Source organism: Providencia sp., from assembly GCF_040396775.1.
Classification (GTDB): Bacteria; Pseudomonadota; Gammaproteobacteria; order Enterobacterales; family Enterobacteriaceae; genus Providencia.
Map to the genome: position 1 here is coordinate 67,429 of NZ_JBEBNT010000001.1, position 19,942 is coordinate 87,370.

Annotated in this window: 20 protein-coding genes; 9 read left to right on the forward strand and 11 right to left on the reverse strand. The window is 41.5% G+C overall.

The annotated features are described in order from the left end of the window. Positions 1 to 40 precede the first annotated feature (40 nt). The gene (locus tag ABWP91_RS00315) at positions 41 to 700 is read left to right on the forward strand and encodes a hypothetical protein (protein WP_353241481.1); all 660 of its coding nucleotides are present in this window, start codon (positions 41 to 43) and stop codon (positions 698 to 700) included. Between the two features lie 433 nt (positions 701 to 1,133). Further along, on the forward strand, positions 1,134 to 1,847 hold the full coding sequence (purC, locus tag ABWP91_RS00320; RefSeq protein WP_353241482.1) for a phosphoribosylaminoimidazolesuccinocarboxamide synthase: 714 nt from the start codon (positions 1,134 to 1,136) through the stop codon (positions 1,845 to 1,847). A 57-nt stretch (positions 1,848 to 1,904) separates the two neighbouring features. Here purC and ABWP91_RS00325 read toward each other — a convergent pair whose 3' ends face one another. The 6 genes from ABWP91_RS00325 to ABWP91_RS00350 form a co-directional block, all read right to left on the reverse strand. Continuing rightward, entirely contained in the window at positions 1,905 to 2,705 is an 801-nt protein-coding gene (locus tag ABWP91_RS00325; RefSeq protein WP_353241483.1) for an energy-coupling factor ABC transporter ATP-binding protein, read from the reverse strand. After that, positions 2,689 to 3,555 (reverse strand): energy-coupling factor ABC transporter ATP-binding protein, encoded by an 867-nt coding sequence (locus ABWP91_RS00330; protein ID WP_353241484.1) that lies wholly within the window; start codon positions 3,553 to 3,555, stop codon positions 2,689 to 2,691. Before ABWP91_RS00330 ends, ABWP91_RS00325 begins: the two co-directional genes overlap by 17 nt. Next, positions 3,546 to 4,250 (reverse strand): energy-coupling factor transporter transmembrane component T, encoded by a 705-nt coding sequence (locus ABWP91_RS00335; RefSeq protein WP_353241485.1) that lies wholly within the window; start codon positions 4,248 to 4,250, stop codon positions 3,546 to 3,548. The genes ABWP91_RS00330 and ABWP91_RS00335 overlap by 10 nt, the downstream gene beginning before the upstream one ends. Further along, a complete protein-coding gene (locus ABWP91_RS00340) occupies positions 4,251 to 4,832 on the reverse strand; it encodes an ECF transporter S component (RefSeq protein ID WP_353241486.1) in 582 nt (193 codons plus the stop codon). 36 nt (positions 4,833 to 4,868) lie between these two features. Beyond that, entirely contained in the window at positions 4,869 to 5,294 is a 426-nt protein-coding gene (locus tag ABWP91_RS00345; RefSeq protein WP_353241487.1) for a PPC domain-containing DNA-binding protein, read from the reverse strand. A 357-nt stretch (positions 5,295 to 5,651) separates the two neighbouring features. Next, positions 5,652 to 6,296 carry an epoxyqueuosine reductase QueH gene (locus tag ABWP91_RS00350; RefSeq protein ID WP_353241488.1) on the reverse strand — a complete coding sequence of 215 codons (645 nt, stop codon included), beginning with the start codon at positions 6,294 to 6,296 and terminating at the stop codon, positions 5,652 to 5,654. A 255-nt stretch (positions 6,297 to 6,551) separates the two neighbouring features. Here ABWP91_RS00350 and ABWP91_RS00355 point away from each other — a divergent pair, with 255 nt between their 5' ends. Together ABWP91_RS00355 and ABWP91_RS00360 are read left to right on the forward strand one after the other, a co-directional pair. Next, complete coding sequence (locus tag ABWP91_RS00355; RefSeq protein WP_219247534.1) at positions 6,552 to 7,004, forward strand: DUF441 domain-containing protein; 453 nt, start codon at positions 6,552 to 6,554, stop codon at positions 7,002 to 7,004. A gap of 7 nt (positions 7,005 to 7,011) precedes the next feature. Next, entirely contained in the window at positions 7,012 to 9,033 is a 2,022-nt protein-coding gene (locus ABWP91_RS00360) for a tRNA(Met) cytidine acetyltransferase TmcA (protein ID WP_353241489.1), read from the forward strand. Here ABWP91_RS00360 and ABWP91_RS00365 read toward each other — a convergent pair. Continuing rightward, the gene (locus ABWP91_RS00365; protein WP_353241490.1) at positions 9,017 to 9,205 is read right to left on the reverse strand and encodes a YpfN family protein; all 189 of its coding nucleotides are present in this window, start codon (positions 9,203 to 9,205) and stop codon (positions 9,017 to 9,019) included. The two genes, ABWP91_RS00360 and ABWP91_RS00365, sit on opposite strands and share 17 nt — an antisense overlap. 236 nt (positions 9,206 to 9,441) lie before the next feature. Here ABWP91_RS00365 and ABWP91_RS00370 point away from each other — a divergent pair, with 236 nt between their 5' ends. Continuing rightward, positions 9,442 to 9,834, forward strand: coding sequence for a DUF454 family protein (locus tag ABWP91_RS00370; protein ID WP_353241491.1), 393 nt, complete (start codon positions 9,442 to 9,444; stop codon positions 9,832 to 9,834). Between the two features lie 46 nt (positions 9,835 to 9,880). Here the strand turns inward: ABWP91_RS00370 and ABWP91_RS00375 are convergent, their stop codons facing one another. The 4 genes from ABWP91_RS00375 to ABWP91_RS00390 all read right to left on the reverse strand — a co-directional run bounded on the left by ABWP91_RS00375 (position 9,881) and on the right by ABWP91_RS00390 (position 12,857). Beyond that, positions 9,881 to 10,549 carry a M15 family metallopeptidase gene (locus tag ABWP91_RS00375; protein WP_353241492.1) on the reverse strand — a complete coding sequence of 223 codons (669 nt, stop codon included), beginning with the start codon at positions 10,547 to 10,549 and terminating at the stop codon, positions 9,881 to 9,883. Next, a complete protein-coding gene (gene dapE / locus ABWP91_RS00380) occupies positions 10,546 to 11,673 on the reverse strand; it encodes a succinyl-diaminopimelate desuccinylase (RefSeq protein ID WP_353241493.1) in 1,128 nt (375 codons plus the stop codon). The genes ABWP91_RS00375 and dapE overlap by 4 nt, the downstream gene beginning before the upstream one ends. Before the next feature lie 13 nt (positions 11,674 to 11,686). Next, positions 11,687 to 12,058: an ArsC family reductase gene (locus tag ABWP91_RS00385; protein WP_353241494.1), complete on the reverse strand. Its 372-nt coding sequence runs from the start codon at positions 12,056 to 12,058 to the stop codon at positions 11,687 to 11,689. Between the two features lie 178 nt (positions 12,059 to 12,236). After that, entirely contained in the window at positions 12,237 to 12,857 is a 621-nt protein-coding gene (locus ABWP91_RS00390) for a LuxR C-terminal-related transcriptional regulator (RefSeq protein ID WP_353166737.1), read from the reverse strand. A gap of 598 nt (positions 12,858 to 13,455) precedes the next feature. Here ABWP91_RS00390 and maeB point away from each other — a divergent pair. From maeB to ABWP91_RS00410, 4 genes are all read left to right on the forward strand, one after another. Further along, positions 13,456 to 15,735, forward strand: coding sequence for an NADP-dependent oxaloacetate-decarboxylating malate dehydrogenase (maeB, locus tag ABWP91_RS00395; protein ID WP_353241495.1), 2,280 nt, complete (start codon positions 13,456 to 13,458; stop codon positions 15,733 to 15,735). A gap of 130 nt (positions 15,736 to 15,865) precedes the next feature. Beyond that, positions 15,866 to 16,741 (forward strand): ChaN family lipoprotein, encoded by an 876-nt coding sequence (locus ABWP91_RS00400; RefSeq protein ID WP_353241496.1) that lies wholly within the window; start codon positions 15,866 to 15,868, stop codon positions 16,739 to 16,741. A gap of 127 nt (positions 16,742 to 16,868) precedes the next feature. Continuing rightward, a complete protein-coding gene (locus ABWP91_RS00405; RefSeq protein ID WP_353241497.1) occupies positions 16,869 to 17,663 on the forward strand; it encodes an energy transducer TonB family protein in 795 nt (264 codons plus the stop codon). Positions 17,664 to 17,675: 12 nt separating this feature from the next. Next, positions 17,676 to 19,850 carry a S9 family peptidase gene (locus tag ABWP91_RS00410; protein ID WP_353241498.1) on the forward strand — a complete coding sequence of 725 codons (2,175 nt, stop codon included), beginning with the start codon at positions 17,676 to 17,678 and terminating at the stop codon, positions 19,848 to 19,850. Positions 19,851 to 19,942 lie beyond the last annotated feature (92 nt).

Sequence of the window (19,942 nt, forward strand, 5' to 3'; positions counted from 1 at the left end):
TATACTTCATTTAATATCAATAACAGCGCGGAGGTGAAACGTGCATAATCACTCGACGAAACCCATAAAAGACGGTAGCAGCGATATTATGCCAAGAAAAATTTCAGGGACGGAATTTAACCAAAAATTACGCATTACCCGCCGAAATGTCGAAGACACGCTACGTTTTTTAACAGAAGGTGTGAGTGAATTTGTACTTCCTAATTTTGCCTTACCCGAAGGCTATCGGTTAGTGAAATCACGAAAGAAGGATCAGTACCGCTTAATTGCCGAAGGCGAGAAGCCTGAAACGGTGTACTTGGTTGAACTGCGATTTCGACAGGATATTGTAATAGGGAAAACCACGTGTACTCAGGTTAAAGTGTGGCGAACTTTTGCACCTGATCATAAAGCGACCATTAAGGATTTACCTGAAAGGTTCTTCGTTTATTTGCTTAACACATACAATATTATGGTGACGGATGAAGAACAAACTGAAGATGGGCAACGTTTTTGGGAGAATATGATTAACTGGGCATTTTTTAATCATTACTTTGTCTACGCCTCTAATGGCGAAGAAGAAGAGAGGCCCCTTGCCCGTATTGCCAATATGGAGGATTTTTACCTTAACTGGATGGACGTGTACTGGGGGAAAGACAAGGATATTCATCCACATAAATTAGTTGTTATTAGTCAATCACCACTGAACCAATCCAAATAATAACTCTGATTATTAATCAGTTTATTCATTATGCCGCTTCCTTTTGTTATCAAAGATATAGCTAGCTAATTAGTTATTAGCAAATTAAAGGCGGATTCTTCATTTTAACTCCTCCCATTATTAATGATGACTTCAATAGAAAAAACAAATGGACAAAAAATCAGTGTTTATCGCTAAGTAATCGTTTGCGTCAAGCGGGAAATTTTATTATCATAATAGGCATTGAAAGATAAAATATTGAATATCAGTAAGTTAGATAAGTTGCATGGTTTGATGGCTAACTGACTGAAACAGAGCAAAAAATTAACAGTGAAAGGGCGATTTTATTCGTTTTCTATCTCCCGTTAATTTTGTGTTCTGCAAAACAGTGCCACAAAATCTATTCATGTATTGTTTTTCTCTATAGTTTAATCACATCTCTGGAGTGTGTAAGATGCAAAAGAAAGCTGAGTTGTATCGTGGCAAGGCAAAAACTGTCTATACCACTGAGGATCCTGACCTGTTAGTTCTGGAATTCCGTAATGATACATCAGCACTCGATGGTGAGCGTATCGAGCAATTTGACCGTAAAGGCATGGTCAATAACAAGTTTAACCACTTCATTATGACCAAGTTAGAAGAAGCGGGTATTCCAACACAAATGGAAGCGCTGCTGTCTGACACCGAAGCATTAGTCAAAAAATTAGACATGGTGCCGGTTGAGTGTGTGATCCGTAACCGTGCCGCAGGTTCATTAGTGAAACGCTTAGGAGTTGAAGAAGGGATGGTGTTAAACCCACCTCTATTTGACTTATTCTTAAAAGATGATGCTAAACACGACCCAATGGTTAACGAATCTTACTGTGAAACCTTTGGTTGGGTGAGTAAAGAAAACCTCGCCAAAATGCGTGAACTTAGCTACAAAGCCAACGATGTGTTAAGTAAGATTTTTGCAGATGCAGGTTTGATTTTAGTTGATTTTAAACTGGAGTTTGGCTTATTCAATGGCCAAGTCGTTCTGGGGGATGAATTCTCCCCAGACGGTAGCCGTTTATGGGATAAAGAAACCTTAAATAAAATGGATAAAGACCGTTTCCGCCAAAGTCTTGGTGGTTTAATCGAAGCTTATGAAGAAGTTGCGCGCCGCATCGGGGTTCAATTAGATTAATCATTTCCTATAAATAGAACGACTTTAGCCTGCTTAGCAGGCTATTTTTTTATCTAATCAGGGGGAAATGAAATTTTTAACCCATGTTTTAGGTGTGACTGATTCAGATGATAATGCCAATGTTTGACTCAATGAAATCAAAGTAGGGGCAGGAAGAGCAGACTCAACTTGCAATGCAGGGTGATTGAGCACCTCAATCGGTGAGCCGTCAGCAATCAGTTTTCCATGAGATAAATGTAGCGCTCGTTTAAAATGACGTGCTACAAAATCAAAATCATGGCTAATCGCCACAATGGTCGTATTTTTATCTCGTTGTAAATTTAGCCAGTTTTCAAACCGCTGCATCCATAACGCATCAAAATCGCGGCTAGGTTCATCAAGTAATAAAAGTGGTGGCGAAACAGCCTCTAAACAGGCAACCGCAACCATTCTGCGTTGCCCCGCATGAAGGTCAAGAGGGTGTTTTTCAGCTACATCAGCTAAGTGGCAAAGCTCCAGCGCATTTTGTACGCGTTCAGCAATGACCTCTTTTGCCAGCTTTTGTCGCTTTAGCCCGAAAGCGACCTCTGCTTTAACCGTGCTGTGGAAAATTTGCTTTTCAGCCTCTTGGAATAAGATACCGACTTGGTTAGCGCGTTCTGGGGCCGTTAATTGGACAAGTTGCTGATCATGCAGCCGTAAATTACCCTGATTAGGGGATAATAACCCAGCAAGAAGCCGTAAGAGTGTGGATTTCCCCGCGCCATTATCACCGACAAGGGCAACCCATTCCCCCGCTTGCACACTGAACGACAAATCAGCAATATTATCGATATCTGAGCTTGGCCAGCGGTAACTTAAGTCATTGAGCTCTAGCATATAACTCCTTAAACGCATTCACTAATTGAGTTTCATTTCGAGGAATTACGCTTTGCCATTTGTTGGTTTTGACTAACTCACCGACCACGCGCCATGCATCGGGCATATTAATTGAGGGTAGTGTGTGGGGAAAAACGGTCTCTAAAGCGCCTTTGGAAATTGTTCTCCCTGCGTCGACAAATACGCAACCAGTACTGAGTAACAGAAAATCCTCACAGAAACTGATAGCAGGTAACAAATTACGCTCAAATAATATGACGCTGCAATTTGTTTGAATCGAATAGTGTTTCAATTGAGTTAATAGTCGCCCAGTCGCACTGGGCGTCAGTCGACTAAAAGCCTCATCCAGCAACAATAATTGTGGGCGCATAGCTAGGGCACTCGCCAACACAACACGCTGTGCTTCGCCACCAGATAAGGTCGCAGGGTGCCGATGCCTGAGAGACTCACAAAACGTGAAGGCGATGGCATACTCTACGCGCTGGGTAATTTCACTTTCAGTAAGGCCTAAGTTTTCGGGACCAAAAGCTATTTCTTGTTCAACCGTAAATGTGCAGCCTGAAAGCTGTAAATGCGGTGATTGCTGAATATATTGGCGCGTAACAGATGTTTGGACTAATGAGTTATTGACTAGCGGTTGTTGTAATACTTCGGTTAACCCTGTTAATTCACCGTGCAATAAATCCCCATGCCAACCGGCAAGAAGCTGCGCTAATGTGCTTTTTCCACTACCGTTTCCCCCTAATATGCAAAGCCACTGTCCTGCATTAAGCTGGAGATCAATGGGCCCAAGTAAAGGTTGCTGCGCACCTTGGGGAATAAATTGCATTTGCTGTAAATTTACCACCACAGAGCTAACCCACCTTCAATAAATATCATTAATAACAGGCTGTAACGTAATACAACTTGCCAGAGGTTATCCACTGGCGGGTTTAATGTTGTGCGTTTGGCACTATAACGAAAAGCATGCATATCCAGTGCTGCGCCACGAATACTTAACTCACTTAATGTATTGCTAGCTAAGGGGAACAAAATGGCAGGTAATGAAGTGCATCGTTGCCAAAAATTTCCATCAAGGGGAACGCCTCTTGCTAACTGTGCTTCACGGATAATATTCAGTTGTTGCTTAAGTTGTTCAGCAAGCAATAGAGGCCCAGCAAGAAGGTAAGAAAAGCTAGCAGGTAGCCTGCTAGCGAATAAAGCACGGATAAACCGCTCGGTTGGAACATATTGTAGCCAGATCTGGGAAGCACTGATGATGGTGAGTAGCTTAAACCATAAAGATAAAGCAAACTCAGGACGGCTATTTTTCAATGTTTCACCCGTCAGTAATTGCGCTAACCAGCCCCCGTGTATCAGCCATAAACCTAACCCCATCGGGAGCATAAACCACGCGACAAATTTCCAGCGAAAGCGAGCGGGTTGCCACGATAATAAAGCAATAAACGTGCTGCACCCCAGCAGAACCAATGGCCAGCCCAGCGGCAAATATATGGCACTGGCACTGAGCCAAAGCCATACGGTTAGTGAGGTAAAAGGGTGCATTTAACGCACCTTCGCCATATTAGGATAGTTACGCTGTACGCGCTCAGGTAATTGACGAACCAATAACCATGCGATAAGTGCGGAGATAATTTTATCGGCAATATTTGCACCTAATACTGTAATTGCAACGGATTCAAGTAAGTTGTCGCCTACAGCATGGAAATAAGCAACAAAGAAGTCTGCACCGCTACCGGTTGTTCCGCCAAACAAGTAAGTACGAATTGGCACAGCAACAATCATTAATGCAAAGGTGATGACGACACCTGATAAAATCACTCTTGGTAGCGTACGAAACCCGCCAGCACGGGCTAATAGGCCAGCGCTTAACCCAATCATCATTGCGACGGGGGCAAAAGCTGCTGCAATAGGCCCGCTTAATAATCCCCATAATAAGTTAGTGAGTAGACCAGTTGTTAATGCGGCCCAAGGCCCCGCGAGTAATGCACAAATAATAGTGCCAATAGAATCGAGGAAAATAGGCAGTTTTAACATGGAGCTTAATTGGCCAACAACCATGTTGATCGCGATTGAAAAAACAATTAGCGTCAGTGTACGACTGGAAATAAACGATGACTTACTCATAAGAAAACCATTCCTTGCAAAAATAAAATATGAAAATCAACGTGAAATAACAACAAGCTCTTCGTAACCTGAAAGAGCACAGGGTTCTCGTGTAAAGGCGATATTTTCAAGTTCGCCAATGACTAACTCCAATGTGGTTCTAACGCTACAGCCCGGCATCATATGTCCACCATGCATCTGACCATTTTCATCAGAAACGGACATGTGAAGATGCTCACCACTGGCTTCTAAGGTGCCAATTAACGAGACAATTTCAAATTTCCCACAGGTGTGATTTGTATCTTCTTGTCCTGCAAAACGTAACGCAACATTTGTTAAGCTCCCGACACAACCTGCTATAAAAGCGGCTTGGAACCCATGCAAAGCAATTTGTTTTCTTAACGTTAATAAAACGTCTTCACCTGGAAGCAAACGCACAGCAATAAAACGCGCGTTTGAATAAGGGGATAATGTTTGGGTCATGTTTTCAATCCTAGAGCTGAAATTGTGCGCAATGTCGCACAACCATGTAAAACATTAAAATGATAAATAATGCTAGGTTATAAGTTTTTGTGTATTGATTACTCAGGGGCATTATACGCAATAATTGAAGGGTTTCTGGGGGGATAGGCCATTTGAGGCAAACTTCAGGAAAACACACTGCAAGTTGGTGTTTATGGTGTGGAAAATCAAAAAAAAGGATTAGTTAAAAATTAAAGAATGATGAATATTCCGAGAATTTAGTTTAAGTTTATTCCCTCGATGTGAAAAAACAGCACAATCATGGTTTGTTTTTACATTTTGATGGTTTGCCATGGATTATGCTGGGAGGGAAATTTGCTATGGCGTGTAATAGAGAACGCCAATTTTAATTATATCTCGCCCTTGGGACTTCCGATGTTTATTCGTATCCCTCAATGAGTAAATGCAACCACAGTATTCTTGTTGATAAAACTGCTCACGTTTACTTATTTCGATCATCCGAGCAGAGCCGCCTTTTTTGCGCCAGTTATAGTCCCAATATTGCATACCTTCATAAGGTGCAACGGCACGTTTACCGCAATCATTGATTTGCTGCATATCTTTCCAGCGCGAGATCCCAAGTGAACTGGAGATCACAGAAAACCCATTTTCGGCGGCATACAATGCAGTGCGTGCAAAACGCATGTCAAAACACATAGTGCAACGAATTCCACGCTCAGGCTCATCTTCCATTCCTTTTGCGCGTTCAAACCAATTATCGGTATCATAATCAGCATCAATAAATGGAATGTTATGTTTTTGAGCAAAGCGAATGTTTTCTTCCTTGCGGATTAAATATTCTCTTTTAGGATGGATGTTAGGGTTATAAAAGAAAATTGTATAATCAATACCAGAGGCCTGAATGGCTTCCATGACTTCCCCTGAGCAAGGGGCACAGCAGGAGTGCAATAACAGTTTGCTGGCATTTACAGGTAAAGTGAGTTTTTCTCGCGTTATATTCATAAAAAATTCTTATGTTGAGTCTGTTTGCTGGCAGTATAAAACAAACGAATAGAAATTAAAGTGATAACTGTTACTGATGAGTATTTGAAATGTAATGTCTGGGTGAATAAAAACCACGAGTCTAATACTGGATAGGGTTAATAACAAAAAGAGTTGATGTAATTGTTTGCTTCTTAACTAATGTGTCAATAACATGTTTTAAAATAAGTTATTTTACTGCTCACAAAAAATTGCCAGTTTTACAGGGAAAAATCTATGAGTCACGTTGACCCCACATTAATCATTCTTTTGGTCTTAGCTGGGTTAGGGATTATTAGCCATAATATGACCGTAACACTTGCTATGTTATTTTTATTGGTTGTCCGGATAACACCACTCAATAATTACTTCCCATGGATTGAGAAATATGGGTTAACCATCGGGATCCTGATTTTAACTATTGGGGTCATGGCGCCCATTGCGAGTGGCAAAATCAGTGCGGGTGAAGTACTGGGGTCATTTTTAAATTGGAAATCTATTCTGGCAATCGTCATTGGTATTGCGGTTTCTTGGTTAGGGAGCCGTGGGGTGGCATTAATGTCAAACCAACCCTCGACTGTCGCTGGGCTGCTTGTTGGCACCGTGATTGGGGTTGCCTTATTTAGAGGTGTGCCTGTTGGGCCGTTGATTGCCGCAGGGATATTATCATTATTAATTGGGAAATCTTAATCACCTCATGAATGATTTACTGTCTGCCTGCGTTGAGCAGCTGCGTATATTGGGTTTTCGTCGCTTGTTAGTTTTATCTGGCGATGATAAATGGATTACTCATCAATTAATTGAAATAAAAACCAATTTAACTGGGGATTGGGTCACTCTTTCTTCAGAATTACCCAATAGTGAGCGACCAGAAAATGCCCATTTATTGCTGGGGCGTGAGTTCTTGCATGGTGTTTTTGATGCACGCAGAGGCGTGCACAGTGAAGCCCTTGCCATGCTATCTGGCACGTTAAAGGCAGGTGGGTTGCTGGTTTTTTGTACTGTTCGGCAAGAGGTTTGGCCGAACCATCCTGATATTGACAGCTTACGCTGGAATGAACAGCATGGCATTATTCCAACGCCCAATTTTGTTCACCATTTACAACGCACAATGAGTAACTCGGAAGGCGTTATTTTTTACCAGCAAGGTAATAACCCAAACATAAAATTGCTGAATAATTATCCTACTTGGTTACCGCCTACAGGGCAATTAACAAAGCAACAGCAACAAGTCTTGAACCAATTATTATCTGCTACCACAGGCGTTTGGGGGATCATTGCGCCAAGAGGCCGTGGGAAATCAACAGTGGCGGGTCAGCTCATACAACAATGGCAAGGCGAGTGTTGGTGTTGTGCGCCAGCGAAAGCATCCACTGAAGTGCTCGCACAACATGCGGTTAAACCATTACATTTTTGGGCACCAGATGCGTTACTCACTTATTGCCAAACAGGGCATAAAATAACCGCAGATTGGCTGATTATTGATGAAGCCGCGGCTATCCCAAATTATCTATTACGCCAGTTGGTTGATTATTTTCCTCGGGTATTATTAACAACCACGGTTGATGGCTATGAAGGGACTGGGCGCGGTTTTATGTTGAAATTTTGTGCAAGCTTACCCACATTCATACGATTAAATCTTGATGAGCCTATTCGTTTTGCACGCCATGATCCGCTCGAAAACTGGCTCAATGAGGCTCTATTATTACAAGAGCCAAATGCAACTTTTATACCGAATGCGAGTGTTGAATATCAATCAGTTAGTCAAAGTGAGTTAGCAACAGATGAACGCAAATTAGCGTCCTTTTATGGCTTATTAATGAGCGCTCATTATCGAACCTCACCATTAGATTTACGCCGCTTATTAGATGCAACAAAACAGCATTTTATAGCTGCGTTTAGCCAACCAAGTGATGAGCGTTTTTTAGGGGCGCTATGGATGGTGGATGAGGGTTCATTAGATGAATCGTTGAGTTGGCAAATTTGGGCAGGACTACGTCGTCCTCGCGGGAATTTAGTTGCCCAATCATTAGCCGCGCACAGTTATTTTCCGCAAGCTGCACAGTGGAAATCGCAACGGGTGATGCGCATTGCTGTTGATGCCCATTATCGGCGACAGCAAATTGGCCTGACGCTACTTGAACAGCAAAAACAGAATTGTATCGCACAACATGTTGACTTTCTTTCTGTGAGTTTTGGTTTAACGCCTGATTTACTTAAGTTTTGGCAAAAAGCTGGGTTTAGACTTATTCGAATTGGTTCTCAGAAAGAAGCCAGTAGTGGCTGTTATACGGCGATGGCGGTTTTACCTCTATCATCAAGATCTAAGCAATTATGTGAGCAGGGTGAAATTTTGCTTCAGCGGGATCTCCACTGGCGAACAGATCTAACTGCATTTTCCCTTCGTTCAACGGGTGACCAGCAACTTAAACAAGAGGATTGGGTTGAACTAATTGGTTTTAGTGAGTTTAAACGGCCAGTTTCGGCCAGCCAAAGTGCCATTTTACGTCTTTTAACTCAGATTTCTGATCCTGCGCCTCTTTTACGAGATTACTTTGAACAGGGGCAGTCATTAGCGGAAATTTGCGAAGAATTTAAGCTAACAGGGCAAAAACAGTGGTTAAACAGAGTGAGAGCGCAGGTTGGTATTTTTGTTAGGCAATACCAGCCAGCATTATTATCAGAGATTATTCAAAAGGTGACTACTTCTTGTCCTTAGGCCAATCATCTTCATCATCCCACAAATGGTTATTATCTTTGTGGGGAGGGATCTCGGGTTTATCATCAAGAAACTTTTTAGGGTCAAGCTTCATCATTTCTTTGACGGAATTCCAAATCAGCCCAACCAAGAGAAGCGGAATTATCCACCAGTAGTCTGCTAACCATTGCATTTTTTATCACCATTTATCATTTTTACTTTGTCGCTGTGTGAGTTTATAACGTTTATACCACTAATGAGCACTGCACGATATAAACCAACGATTTCACTGATGGGTTTAAACAGGGAAAAGCGACTTTTCATTAAACACGTTTACGATTACAGTATATCATTGATATTACTGTGAGTTACCACATGTTTATCAGGGTTTTTACTTTTGTATGAGTTTGCAAAGGAGCGCAGGCAAATTTGAAAAAAATCCTTCTTATTATACTCGGTTGGCTGGCTGTGGCGCTTGCATTTGCAGGCGTGGTATTGCCTGTCTTACCCACAACGCCATTTTTATTATTAGCGGCATGGTGCTTTTCGCGTTCCTCACCACGTTTTCATCATTGGCTTTTGTATCGCTCATGGTTTGGTGGTTATCTACGTCATTGGCAGAAGCACAAAGGGCTACCAAAAGGCGCTAAACCTAAAGCGATTACCTTAATTTTGCTTACCTTTTCGTTATCGATTTGGGTTGTGAGCTATTTGTGGTTGAAAATTGGTTTATTTGGATTACTTTGCTGGTTGCTTATTTTTATGTATCGGCTTCCCGTTGTTGAAGAGCCCATACCGACGCGTGATAAAACAACCCCATAGGCCCATATTGGGTTTATGGGGGTAATAAAAAGGAAGGGGTTAAATGTTACTCTGGAATTTTAATATAGCGGTTAAAAACATAATCTAGGTTGCTGATTAACCAGTTCTTTCCCAAGATATCTTCTTGTTCTAACACTTGTTTGATAACATCTGGTGTCAATAATTGTTCCGCTTCATGTGAAAGCGGCCAATAGCTAATATGCCAAGGTTCATAGGCAACACCCGCATTTTTCGCCGTGAAAGGGCGGTAAAAATCAAAAGTAGCCATGTTGTCTGACAACCAATCATTTAACTGGGAAAGGTAACCTCCAGGTTCATACTCCCAAGGCTCTAATTGCAATGTTTGCCCCACAGGAATGCGTAGGGGGTCATAAACATCAATTTCGGTCCCCCAATGATGGCGACTTGCACCGGGTAACGCAGACCAATGCAAAATGGCTTCACACAGTTCGCCTTCTGAAAGCTGAGTAATATCAAGGGGCTGACTGTGAGTGTCTAGAACAGGGCGTTTACCTGCAAACTTCTCATTCCAGATCAGTTGTTGTCGTGCAAAATCACGAAATGCACTTGCCGATTGCAATTTAAAGCCCGCTTTTGCAGCGGTTTGCTGCATCGCAAGGAAGGCTTTAGTTGTATTAAATTGCAAACGGTGAGGACCACCAAGAGTGACTAAGTGATCCGTCGAACGGCCTGTCAGCATTTCAATTGTGATCATAGGACTAGCTGCTCCATTATCCGTTCATAAATCAGTGCCAGCTGTTGTAAATCATCCACGCTAACGCATTCATCGACTTTATGAATGGTGGCATTTAATGGTCCTAGTTCAATAACTTGCGTGCCCATTTGTGCAATAAAACGTCCATCAGAGGTTCCACCGCTGGTGGATAACTCAGCCGTGTAGCCTGTTAATTCTTGGATTGCTTGTAAGGTAGCCGAGACTAACTTGCCACTATCAGTTAAAAATGGTTGGCCAGATAGCGACCATTTAATTTTATATTTCAATCCATAGCGAGATAACATATCCGTGACCCTGTCACGAATTGCAGTATCAGTTAATTCTGTACTAAAACGGAAGTTAAATTGGACAAATAACTCACCTGGAATGACATTACTCGCCCCTGTACCTGCGTGTATATTGGCAACTTGCATTGTGGTAGCTGGGAAAAATGCATTGCCGTTGTCCCATATTGTCGTGGTTAACTCTTGTAAAAAGGCCGTTGCACGGTGGACAGGGTTATCGGCAAGGTGCGGGTAGGCAACATGGCCTTGAGTACCAAGCACGGTTAAATCAGCAGTAATTGACCCGCGGCGGCCATTTTTGATGATATCACCGAGCTTCGACTGGCTTGAGGGCTCACCCACTAAGCAATAATCAACCTTTTCGTTACGCTGTATCAGTGTTTCGACAACTTTGACTGTACCGTCGTGGGCATCGGCCTCTTCATCCGAAGTGATTAAAAAGGCTAAACGACCTTGGTGGTCAGGGTGTTTTTTAACGAAACGCTCTGCGGCGACAACCATTGCAGCAACAGAACCTTTCATATCTGCGGCGCCGCGACCATATAGATGTTGATTAATAATTGTCGGGGTGAATGGTGGTGTTTGCCAACTTGCGCCATTTCCCGCAGGGACAACATCCGTGTGGCCTGCAAATGCTAATGTTGTCCCTGTACCGCGGTGCGCCCAAAAATTGAGAGTCTTCCCAAAAGGCATCGCTTCAACGATAAAACCGATTTTTTGTAGTCTCTCGGTGAGTAAGGCTTGGCAGCCCTGATCATCAGGGCTAACTGAAGGGCGTGAGATAAGCTCTTTTGCTAATTGAATAACAGGACAATCCATTTCTATCACCTAACTACTGAGTAAAAGTGTGGTACTCATCGGCACTAAAACCGACTAAATAACGGTTATCTGCTGAAATTAACACAGGGCGTTTAATCATAGCGGGTTCAGCGAGTAATACTTCTTTTGCACTTGTTGCATCAACAACTGCATTTTTTTGCTCATCGCTGAGTTTACGCCAGGTTGTGCCACGTTTATTGACTAAAACTTCCCAATCAACATGTTCCATAAAGACAGAAAGTAAAGCATCGTCTAGGCCATCAACACGATAATCATGGAATTGATAGTCGATCCCGTTGTCTTCTAAGTAGCGGCGTGCTTTTTTAATGGTGTCACAGTTTTTAATTCCGTACATAACATAAGGAGAAGAAGGGGATTTAGACATACAATTTTCCTCAAAAGCGAATGATTTACGTAACATAATGCGGGAAAATGCATTATGGGTCTACCCCCAACAATACAAATAAAAGCAGGTATTTATTCCGATGGTTATAATAGATATTGTGTACAATCATAATAACTAATATTTATTATATAATATGTAGTTGAATAGTTTATATCGATTATTTTGAACGCATATAAATTAAGCTGGCTTCGAGTCGTGAACGCACGCGCAATTTTTTTAGAATATTTCGAATATGTACTTTAACGGTTTCTTCAGAGATAAAAAGTAACTTGGATATTTCTCTATTCTTTAAGCCTGCGGCGAGTTCATGCAAAATTTCACACTCCCTTCGCGTTAAGGTGGATAGTGGGTCATTAGACTGATGGCGGGTCATTAAATGTTGATAAATTTTCTCGCTGAATACATGTTGCCCGGCGGATGCTTTTTTCATGCTGTAATATAGCATATCAAGTTCACTACTTTTTAATAAATAACCTTGGGCTCCAGCATCAATGGCACCATAAATATCCGTCTTGATTGTCGATGCAGATAAAACTAATAAATAGCTATTTAAGCACTGCTTTCGTAGCATTCGAATAGTTTCAAACGTTTTATTGCCATGCATATTGGTATCTATCACAATGAGGTCGGGTTGCAGGTTTGTCGCGATGCTTAAGGCTTCGGTACAATTACAGCTTTCGGCCATCACAACGAAATGTTCATCGGTATTGATGAGCTGACGCAATCCAAAGCGTATAATAGGGTGCTCATCAACAATCATTACTGTGTAATTAGACATAGAAGGTTCCTTTGTTATGTCTGAAACGTCACTAACTACTTGGACAGAAGTGATGAAAATAATCACTATTTTGACGTTAATATAGCCATGTTTATTATTTAATATGCAAATGACTATATATTTAATATGTATAATATTGTTTGACATTACTGAGATAAAATATGTGAATCGTAATTTAAGTGTGAAATTAAGATAATTTTTACTGATTTTTGATAATACATTAAATTTGGAAAAATAATATCGGTAATTTGAGTAATTTAAATGATATTTCATGAATGATAAGAATTAAACTAATTAACATATAATTAATGTATTAATTAATTTGGAGGTTTAAATAGAATGTCGTTATTAGTAAAAATGATTATATTTTTGATGGAATTATTATGTGTTTAATTAGTTAGAGACTATTTTCACCATTTAAGTAAGAAAATAAAGCTAAACAACACTTAAAAATGCAGGTGTTTTATCCACTTTGTTTTTGCAAATTCCTGCTTATCAAAAGATTTTTCTGGAAATTGCCAGCATGATCATGATTTGCTAGTGAGATGTGTTTATACTGTTATCGCTCTTACCTTACCTATTTTGAAAGGACTTGACGATGGATGATAAATTAAAACAAAGTGCTCTTGATTTTCATGAGTTTCCACATCCTGGGAAAATAACGGTTACCCCGACAAAACCCTTAACAACCCAACGAGATCTTGCATTAGCGTATTCACCTGGCGTTGCAGTGCCATGCCTTGAAATTGCCGATGATCCACTTAAAGCTTATCGTTATACAGCTAAAGGTAACTTAGTGGGGGTTGTATCAAACGGAACGGCTGTACTTGGTTTAGGGAATATTGGCGCCTTAGCCGGTAAGCCAGTCATGGAAGGAAAAGGGGTCTTATTCAAAAAGTTTTCTGGCGTTGATGTCTTTGATATTGAAGTCGATGAAACTGATCCTGATAAATTGGTTGATATTATTGCTTCTCTTGAACCGACCTTTGGTGGGATCAACCTAGAAGATATCAAAGCGCCAGAGTGCTTTTATATTGAGCAAAAATTACGTGAACGCATGAAGATTCCTGTGTTTCACGATGACCAACACGGTACGGCGATTATCTGTACAGCAGCGGTAATTAATGGCCTGCGCATTGTGAAAAAAGAGATTGGCGATGTTCGCTTAGTGGTCTCGGGCGCAGGGGCAGCATCAATCGCGTGTATGAATCTGTTGGTTGCATTAGGCCTTAAACGTGAAAATATCACTGTTTGTGACTCAAAAGGCGTAATTTTTAAAGGCCGTGACGAACGTATGGATGTCACGAAAGCCGCTTATGCGATTGAAGATAATGGTCAGCGTACATTAGCGGATGCGATTCCAGATGCTGACATTTTCTTAGGTTGCTCCGGCCCTCGTCTATTAACACCAGAAATGGTGAAAACGATGGCGAAAGACCCGTTAATTTTAGCGCTTGCGAACCCTGAACCGGAAATTTTACCGCCGCTAGCGAAAGAGGTTCGCCCAGATGCTATCATCTGTACAGGCCGTTCTGATTACCCAAATCAGGTTAATAACGTATTATGTTTCCCATTCATTTTCCGTGGTGCGCTGGATGTTGGGGCGACAACCATTAACGAAGAAATGAAACTGGCTTGTGTTTATGCTATCGCTGATTTGGCACTTGCAGAACAAAGTGAAGAAGTGGCTTCAGCATATGGTAACCAAGATCTGTTCTTCGGGCCTGAATATATCATTCCAAAACCATTTGACCCACGTCTGATTGTTAAAATTGCCCCAGCCGTGGCGAAAGCGGCAATGGATTCCGGTGTGGCAACCCGCCCAATTGCGGATTTTGACGCGTATATCGAAAAATTAAACCAATTTGTTTATAAAACAAATTTATTTATGAAACCGATTTTCTCCCAAGCGAAAACAGCGAAAAAACGTATTGTTTTAGCGGAAGGGGAAGAAGAGCGCGTACTGCATGCAACGCAGGAACTGGTTTCATTAGGTTTGGCATTCCCAATTTTAGTGGGACGCCCTAGCGTTATTGAAATGCGTATTCAAAAACTGGGCCTCCACATTGAGTTAGGCAAAGATTTTGAAGTGGTCAACAATGAAAATGACCCACGTTATAAAGAATACTGGCAGGAATATTACCAAATCATGAAGCGCCGTGGTATTTCGCAAGAAATGGCTCGCCGTGCCGTGATTAATAACCCAACGCTAATTGGCGGTATCATGGTGTTACGTGGTGAGGCTGATGGTATGATTTGCGGTACAGTAGGCAGTTATGGCGAACACTATGAAGTGGTAAAAGATCTGTTTGGTTTCCGTGAAGGTGTCCATACGGCAGGTGCTATGAACGCATTATTGCTGCCAACGGGTAACACTTTTATTGCGGATACCTACGTCAATGAAGACCCAACCCCTGAAGAGTTAACGGAAATTACCTTGATGGCAGCGGATACCGTGCGTCGTTTTGGTATTGAGCCAAAAGTGGCCTTGTTATCTCGCTCAAGTTTTGGTTCTTCTAATTGTCCTTCCGCACAAAAAATGCGTGATACCTTAGCGATGATCAAAGCGCGTGATCCACACCTTGAAATTGATGGTGAAATGCATGCAGATGCAGCATTGGTTGAGTCCATTCGCAAAGACGTGATGCCAGATAGCCCGTTAAAAGGCTCTGCTAACCTGTTGATTATGCCAACAATGGAAGCTGCTCGTATCAGTTATAACTTGCTACGTGTGACCAGCTCTGATGGCGTGACCGTTGGGCCTGTACTCATGGGGGTTGCGAAACCTGTGCATATTTTAACGCCAATTGCCTCTGTTCGTCGTATCGTGAACATGGTGGCACTGGCTGTTGTTGAGGCACAAACAAACCCACTCTAATATTTCAGTTGGTTTGTCTTTAAATTAAGCACAAAGGGCTTCCATGTTTATAGGAAGCTCTTTTTTAATTGAAAATGATTATCATTATCTGTATTTTGTGGGCTTCATCTGCATAACGGAAAATAAAATAATGATATCAAAACGCTTTATTGGAAAAGCTACCGCATTACTGGCAGGCCTAGTATTACTGGTGGGGTGTGTTCAGAAATCCCCGCAAAAAACACTTCAACTCGATGATAAACTCGTAGAACAAAATCAATTGATTGATTTATCCACGGGGGGATCAATTACACCAGAGCAACTGGTCCAGCAACTCGCTCAATCTTCCCATGTCATTGTGGGGGAAAAACACGATAATCGTTATCACCACCAAATAGAACAGTGGCTAGCCCAAGAAATGCAGCAGGTAAGGCCGCAAGGTGCTGTTTTATTGGAGATGATGACACCCTCGCAACAGAATGAATTCAATAGAGCAAAAGCGGAATTGCAGGGTAATGCTTATATCCGTGATGAGCGCTTACAAGCGGCGATTAAATGGAACACAGGTTGGCCATGGGATCAATACGGTGAGCTGATTAAGCATGTTTTAGCGCAGCCTTACCCTGTGTTAGCCGCAAACTTAGATAAAGATGTTATTACAAAGGCTTATGCCAATCCGCCTAAATTAACGGGGGCGCATTCAACTCAACCCGTTGTACAAGAGATTATTAGTAAAACGATTGAATCTTCACATGGTGGTGAATTGACAGCTGAACAGGTCACCAAAATGACGGTTATCCAACAAATGCGCGACCGTGCAATGGCCAACGCTTTGATTAATGCGCCGCAGCCCGCATTGCTGTTTGCTGGGGGATATCATGCAACTCGCGCTATTGGCGTACCGCTTCACTTACAAGATTTATCGCCAGAAACGGAATTTAAGGTGTTAATTATTTCAGAAAAAGGCAGCGAGATTGATAACTTACATGCCGATTACGTCTGGTATACCCCAACAAGTGATGAATAGTCAGGCTAATTAAGCTAAACAAATATTAATAATGTGAATGAATTAGCACTATTTGTAATAAATAGTTTTCATTTGCATTTGTTATTGATTATCATTTGCGTCCTTTGTTGTTACGTGAAAGATTAAAATGTCGACGATCACTTTAGAATACGCTAGAACGACGAAAAACAGTGGTGCTTTTGCTTTGGCCGTTATTCTGCATGTTGCAGTTATTCTCCTTTTTTTAAAGGTCACTGAAAATGATTGGCAACATTTATTACCGCCTCCATCTGTGGTGATGGAAATTTCCATTGAATCACAAGCAACACAGTTAACTGAAACTAATATCGGTGAAACTCAAGAGCTCGCGATTGCCAGCCAAGCGCAAGAAGCGGTTATGGATGATGTTGTTATCCCTTCAGTGCCGATTAACGAAGAGGCTGAAGTGCTAGTGACAAAGGTGGAAAAGAAGAAAACTACACCAGTGCCTAAAAAAGAACGTAATGACGTGAAAAACAAGCGTATTAGTGAGTTGGAAAGTGATAACTCAAAAGCCAGCGATGCCCCTGTAACAAGTGATGCAGCCGCGAAGCAACAAACTGAGCGTGTTGCGGCTGCATTTAACAGTCATGCCCAATCAGACGATGAGCAACGCCAATGGGAAGCGCTAGTCCTTGGGCAACTGAATAAATTTAAGCGTTATCCAGTGGATGCCAAACGGCGTAATCGCATTGGAAAGCCAGTAATTAAATTTGAGGTAGATGCACAGGGATATATTGTGAATAGTGCATTAATCAGAAGCTCAGGCACAAACTCATTAGATAGAGAAGCGCAACGGGTACTCACTCGAGCCGAGCCTTTACCAATACCGCCAGCCAATATGTTAGCTCAAGGCAAAGTGACGGTAGAATTGCCGATTGATTTTACGATTGAAAATAAATAATCAGGGTAAAAAATGCGAACGCACTTAAATAGATTGTCAGGCTTATCAGGAGCCGTTAAATTTTGTCTTATTGCATTATTGGGATTACAGACAAGCGCAGTGTTTGCGGAGGAACGAATGACAGCACCGATGGCCAAAAAACAGCCTCATACGATGACAATTCACGGTGATACCCGTGTCGATAACTATTATTGGTTAAGGGATGACGAGCGCAAAGCGCCAGAGGTCATTAACTATCTCACCCAAGAAAATGCCTATACACAGCAAGAGCTTAAATTAGGCGACTCATTAAAAAAAGAAATTTATGATGAGTTATTCTCACGGATGAAACAAGATGACGAATCCGTTCCGTACGATTTTAATGGTTACACCTATCGCACACGGGTTGTTGCTGGGAAAAACTATGCAATTTATGAAAGGCGCCAAGTAAATAGTCAGGGTGAATGGGTTGTTTTGGTGGATGGTAACCAGCGTGCTGAAGGTGCAGAATATTATCGCATGGGGGCGTTAACTATTTCACCCGACAACACCATGATGGCAATTGCAGAAGATAGGCAAGGGCGTAACGAATTCGCGGTTTCATTTCGTAAAATTAATGAAAGTCAGTGGCAAAATGATGTTCTGCTGAATACATCAGGCAATATTGTTTGGGCGAACGATAACCAAACTTTATTCTATGTGAATAAAGACAAGCAAACTTTATTACCTTATCAAGTGGTTAGCCATAAATTAGGCACAAAGCAAGCGCAAGATAAACTACTGTACGAAGAAAAAGATGATACGTTTTACGTGAGCCTAAGCAAATCGACTTCGAAAGACATTATTTTTATTGGCATTACCAGTACTGAGACATCTGAATATCGGTTTATCGATGCTAACCACCCTGACAAAGCGATTGAAACCTTTAAACCTCGCCAAACTGGTGTGGAGTACTACCCTGACCATTTCAATGGAAAGTTCTATATTCGCTCAAACCATCAAAACCCTTTATTTGGCTTGTATACCAATAATAATGCAGAAAAGCATGATGATTTTGTTGCGTGGTCGACATTAATCGCTCCTCGCGATGATGTTGATTTAGAAGGGTTTGAACTCTTTAATAACTGGCTGGTGCTTGAAGAGCGGGCGAATGGGTTGGTAAACATCCGCCAAATTGATTGGCAAACCCAGCAAGAAAATTATGTGACGTTTGATGACCCTGCGTATATGGCATGGATATCCAATAATCCAGAACCTAATACCAATAAATTGCGTTATGGTTATTCATCGATGACCACGCCGTCTTCTGTGTATGAAATTAATATGCAAACGCAAGAAAAACAGTTACTAAAACAAGAGGATGTCAAAGATTTTGATAAAGCAAATTACCAAAGTGAACGTTTGTGGATAACAGCGAAAGATGGCGTAAAAGTTCCCGTTTCATTGGTTTATCGCAAAGACCTATTTAAACAGGGTAAAAACCCATTACTTATCTACGGTTATGGAGCGTATGGTTATGGTTTAGACCCATCATTTAGTTCATCAAGGTTGTCTTTGTTAGACCGTGGTTTTGTCTATGCTATCGCGCATATTCGTGGTGGGGGTGAGCTGGGTAAAAAATGGTATTTGCAAGGTAAGACTATCCATAAGATGAATACCTTCACTGACTTTATCGATGCAACTAATGCACTTATTGACCAAGGTTATGGGCAAAAAGGGCATATTTATGCGATGGGGGGCAGTGCAGGCGGTTTATTAATGGGGGCCGTTGTGAATATGGCGCCTGAGTTATATGAAGGCGTAGTTTCTGCGGTGCCGTTTGTGGATGTTGTGACCACAATGCTTGACCCTTCAATTCCATTGACCACAGGGGAATATGATGAGTGGGGCAATCCAGAAAACGAAGAGGCTTATTGGCGCATAAAATCCTATAGCCCTTACGACAATATTAAAGCACAGCGTTACCCACATATGTTGGTGACTACGGGCCTGCATGATTCTCAGGTTCAATATTGGGAACCTGCTAAATGGGTGGCTAAATTACGCGACATGAAACAAGGTAATTCCTTATTGTTATTAGAAACCAATATGAATGCAGGGCACGGTGGTAAATCTGGGCGTTTTAACGCACTTGATGATATTGCATTAGATTACAGTTTTCTTTTAATGCTAGAAGATAAAGCAAAATACTTTCCTTATTTAAAATAGTTTATTTAATCTAATAATAACCCCCTAAATATGTGAATATATAATTTAGGGGGAAACATTTTTTGATAATTCAATTATGGGTATTGAATTTA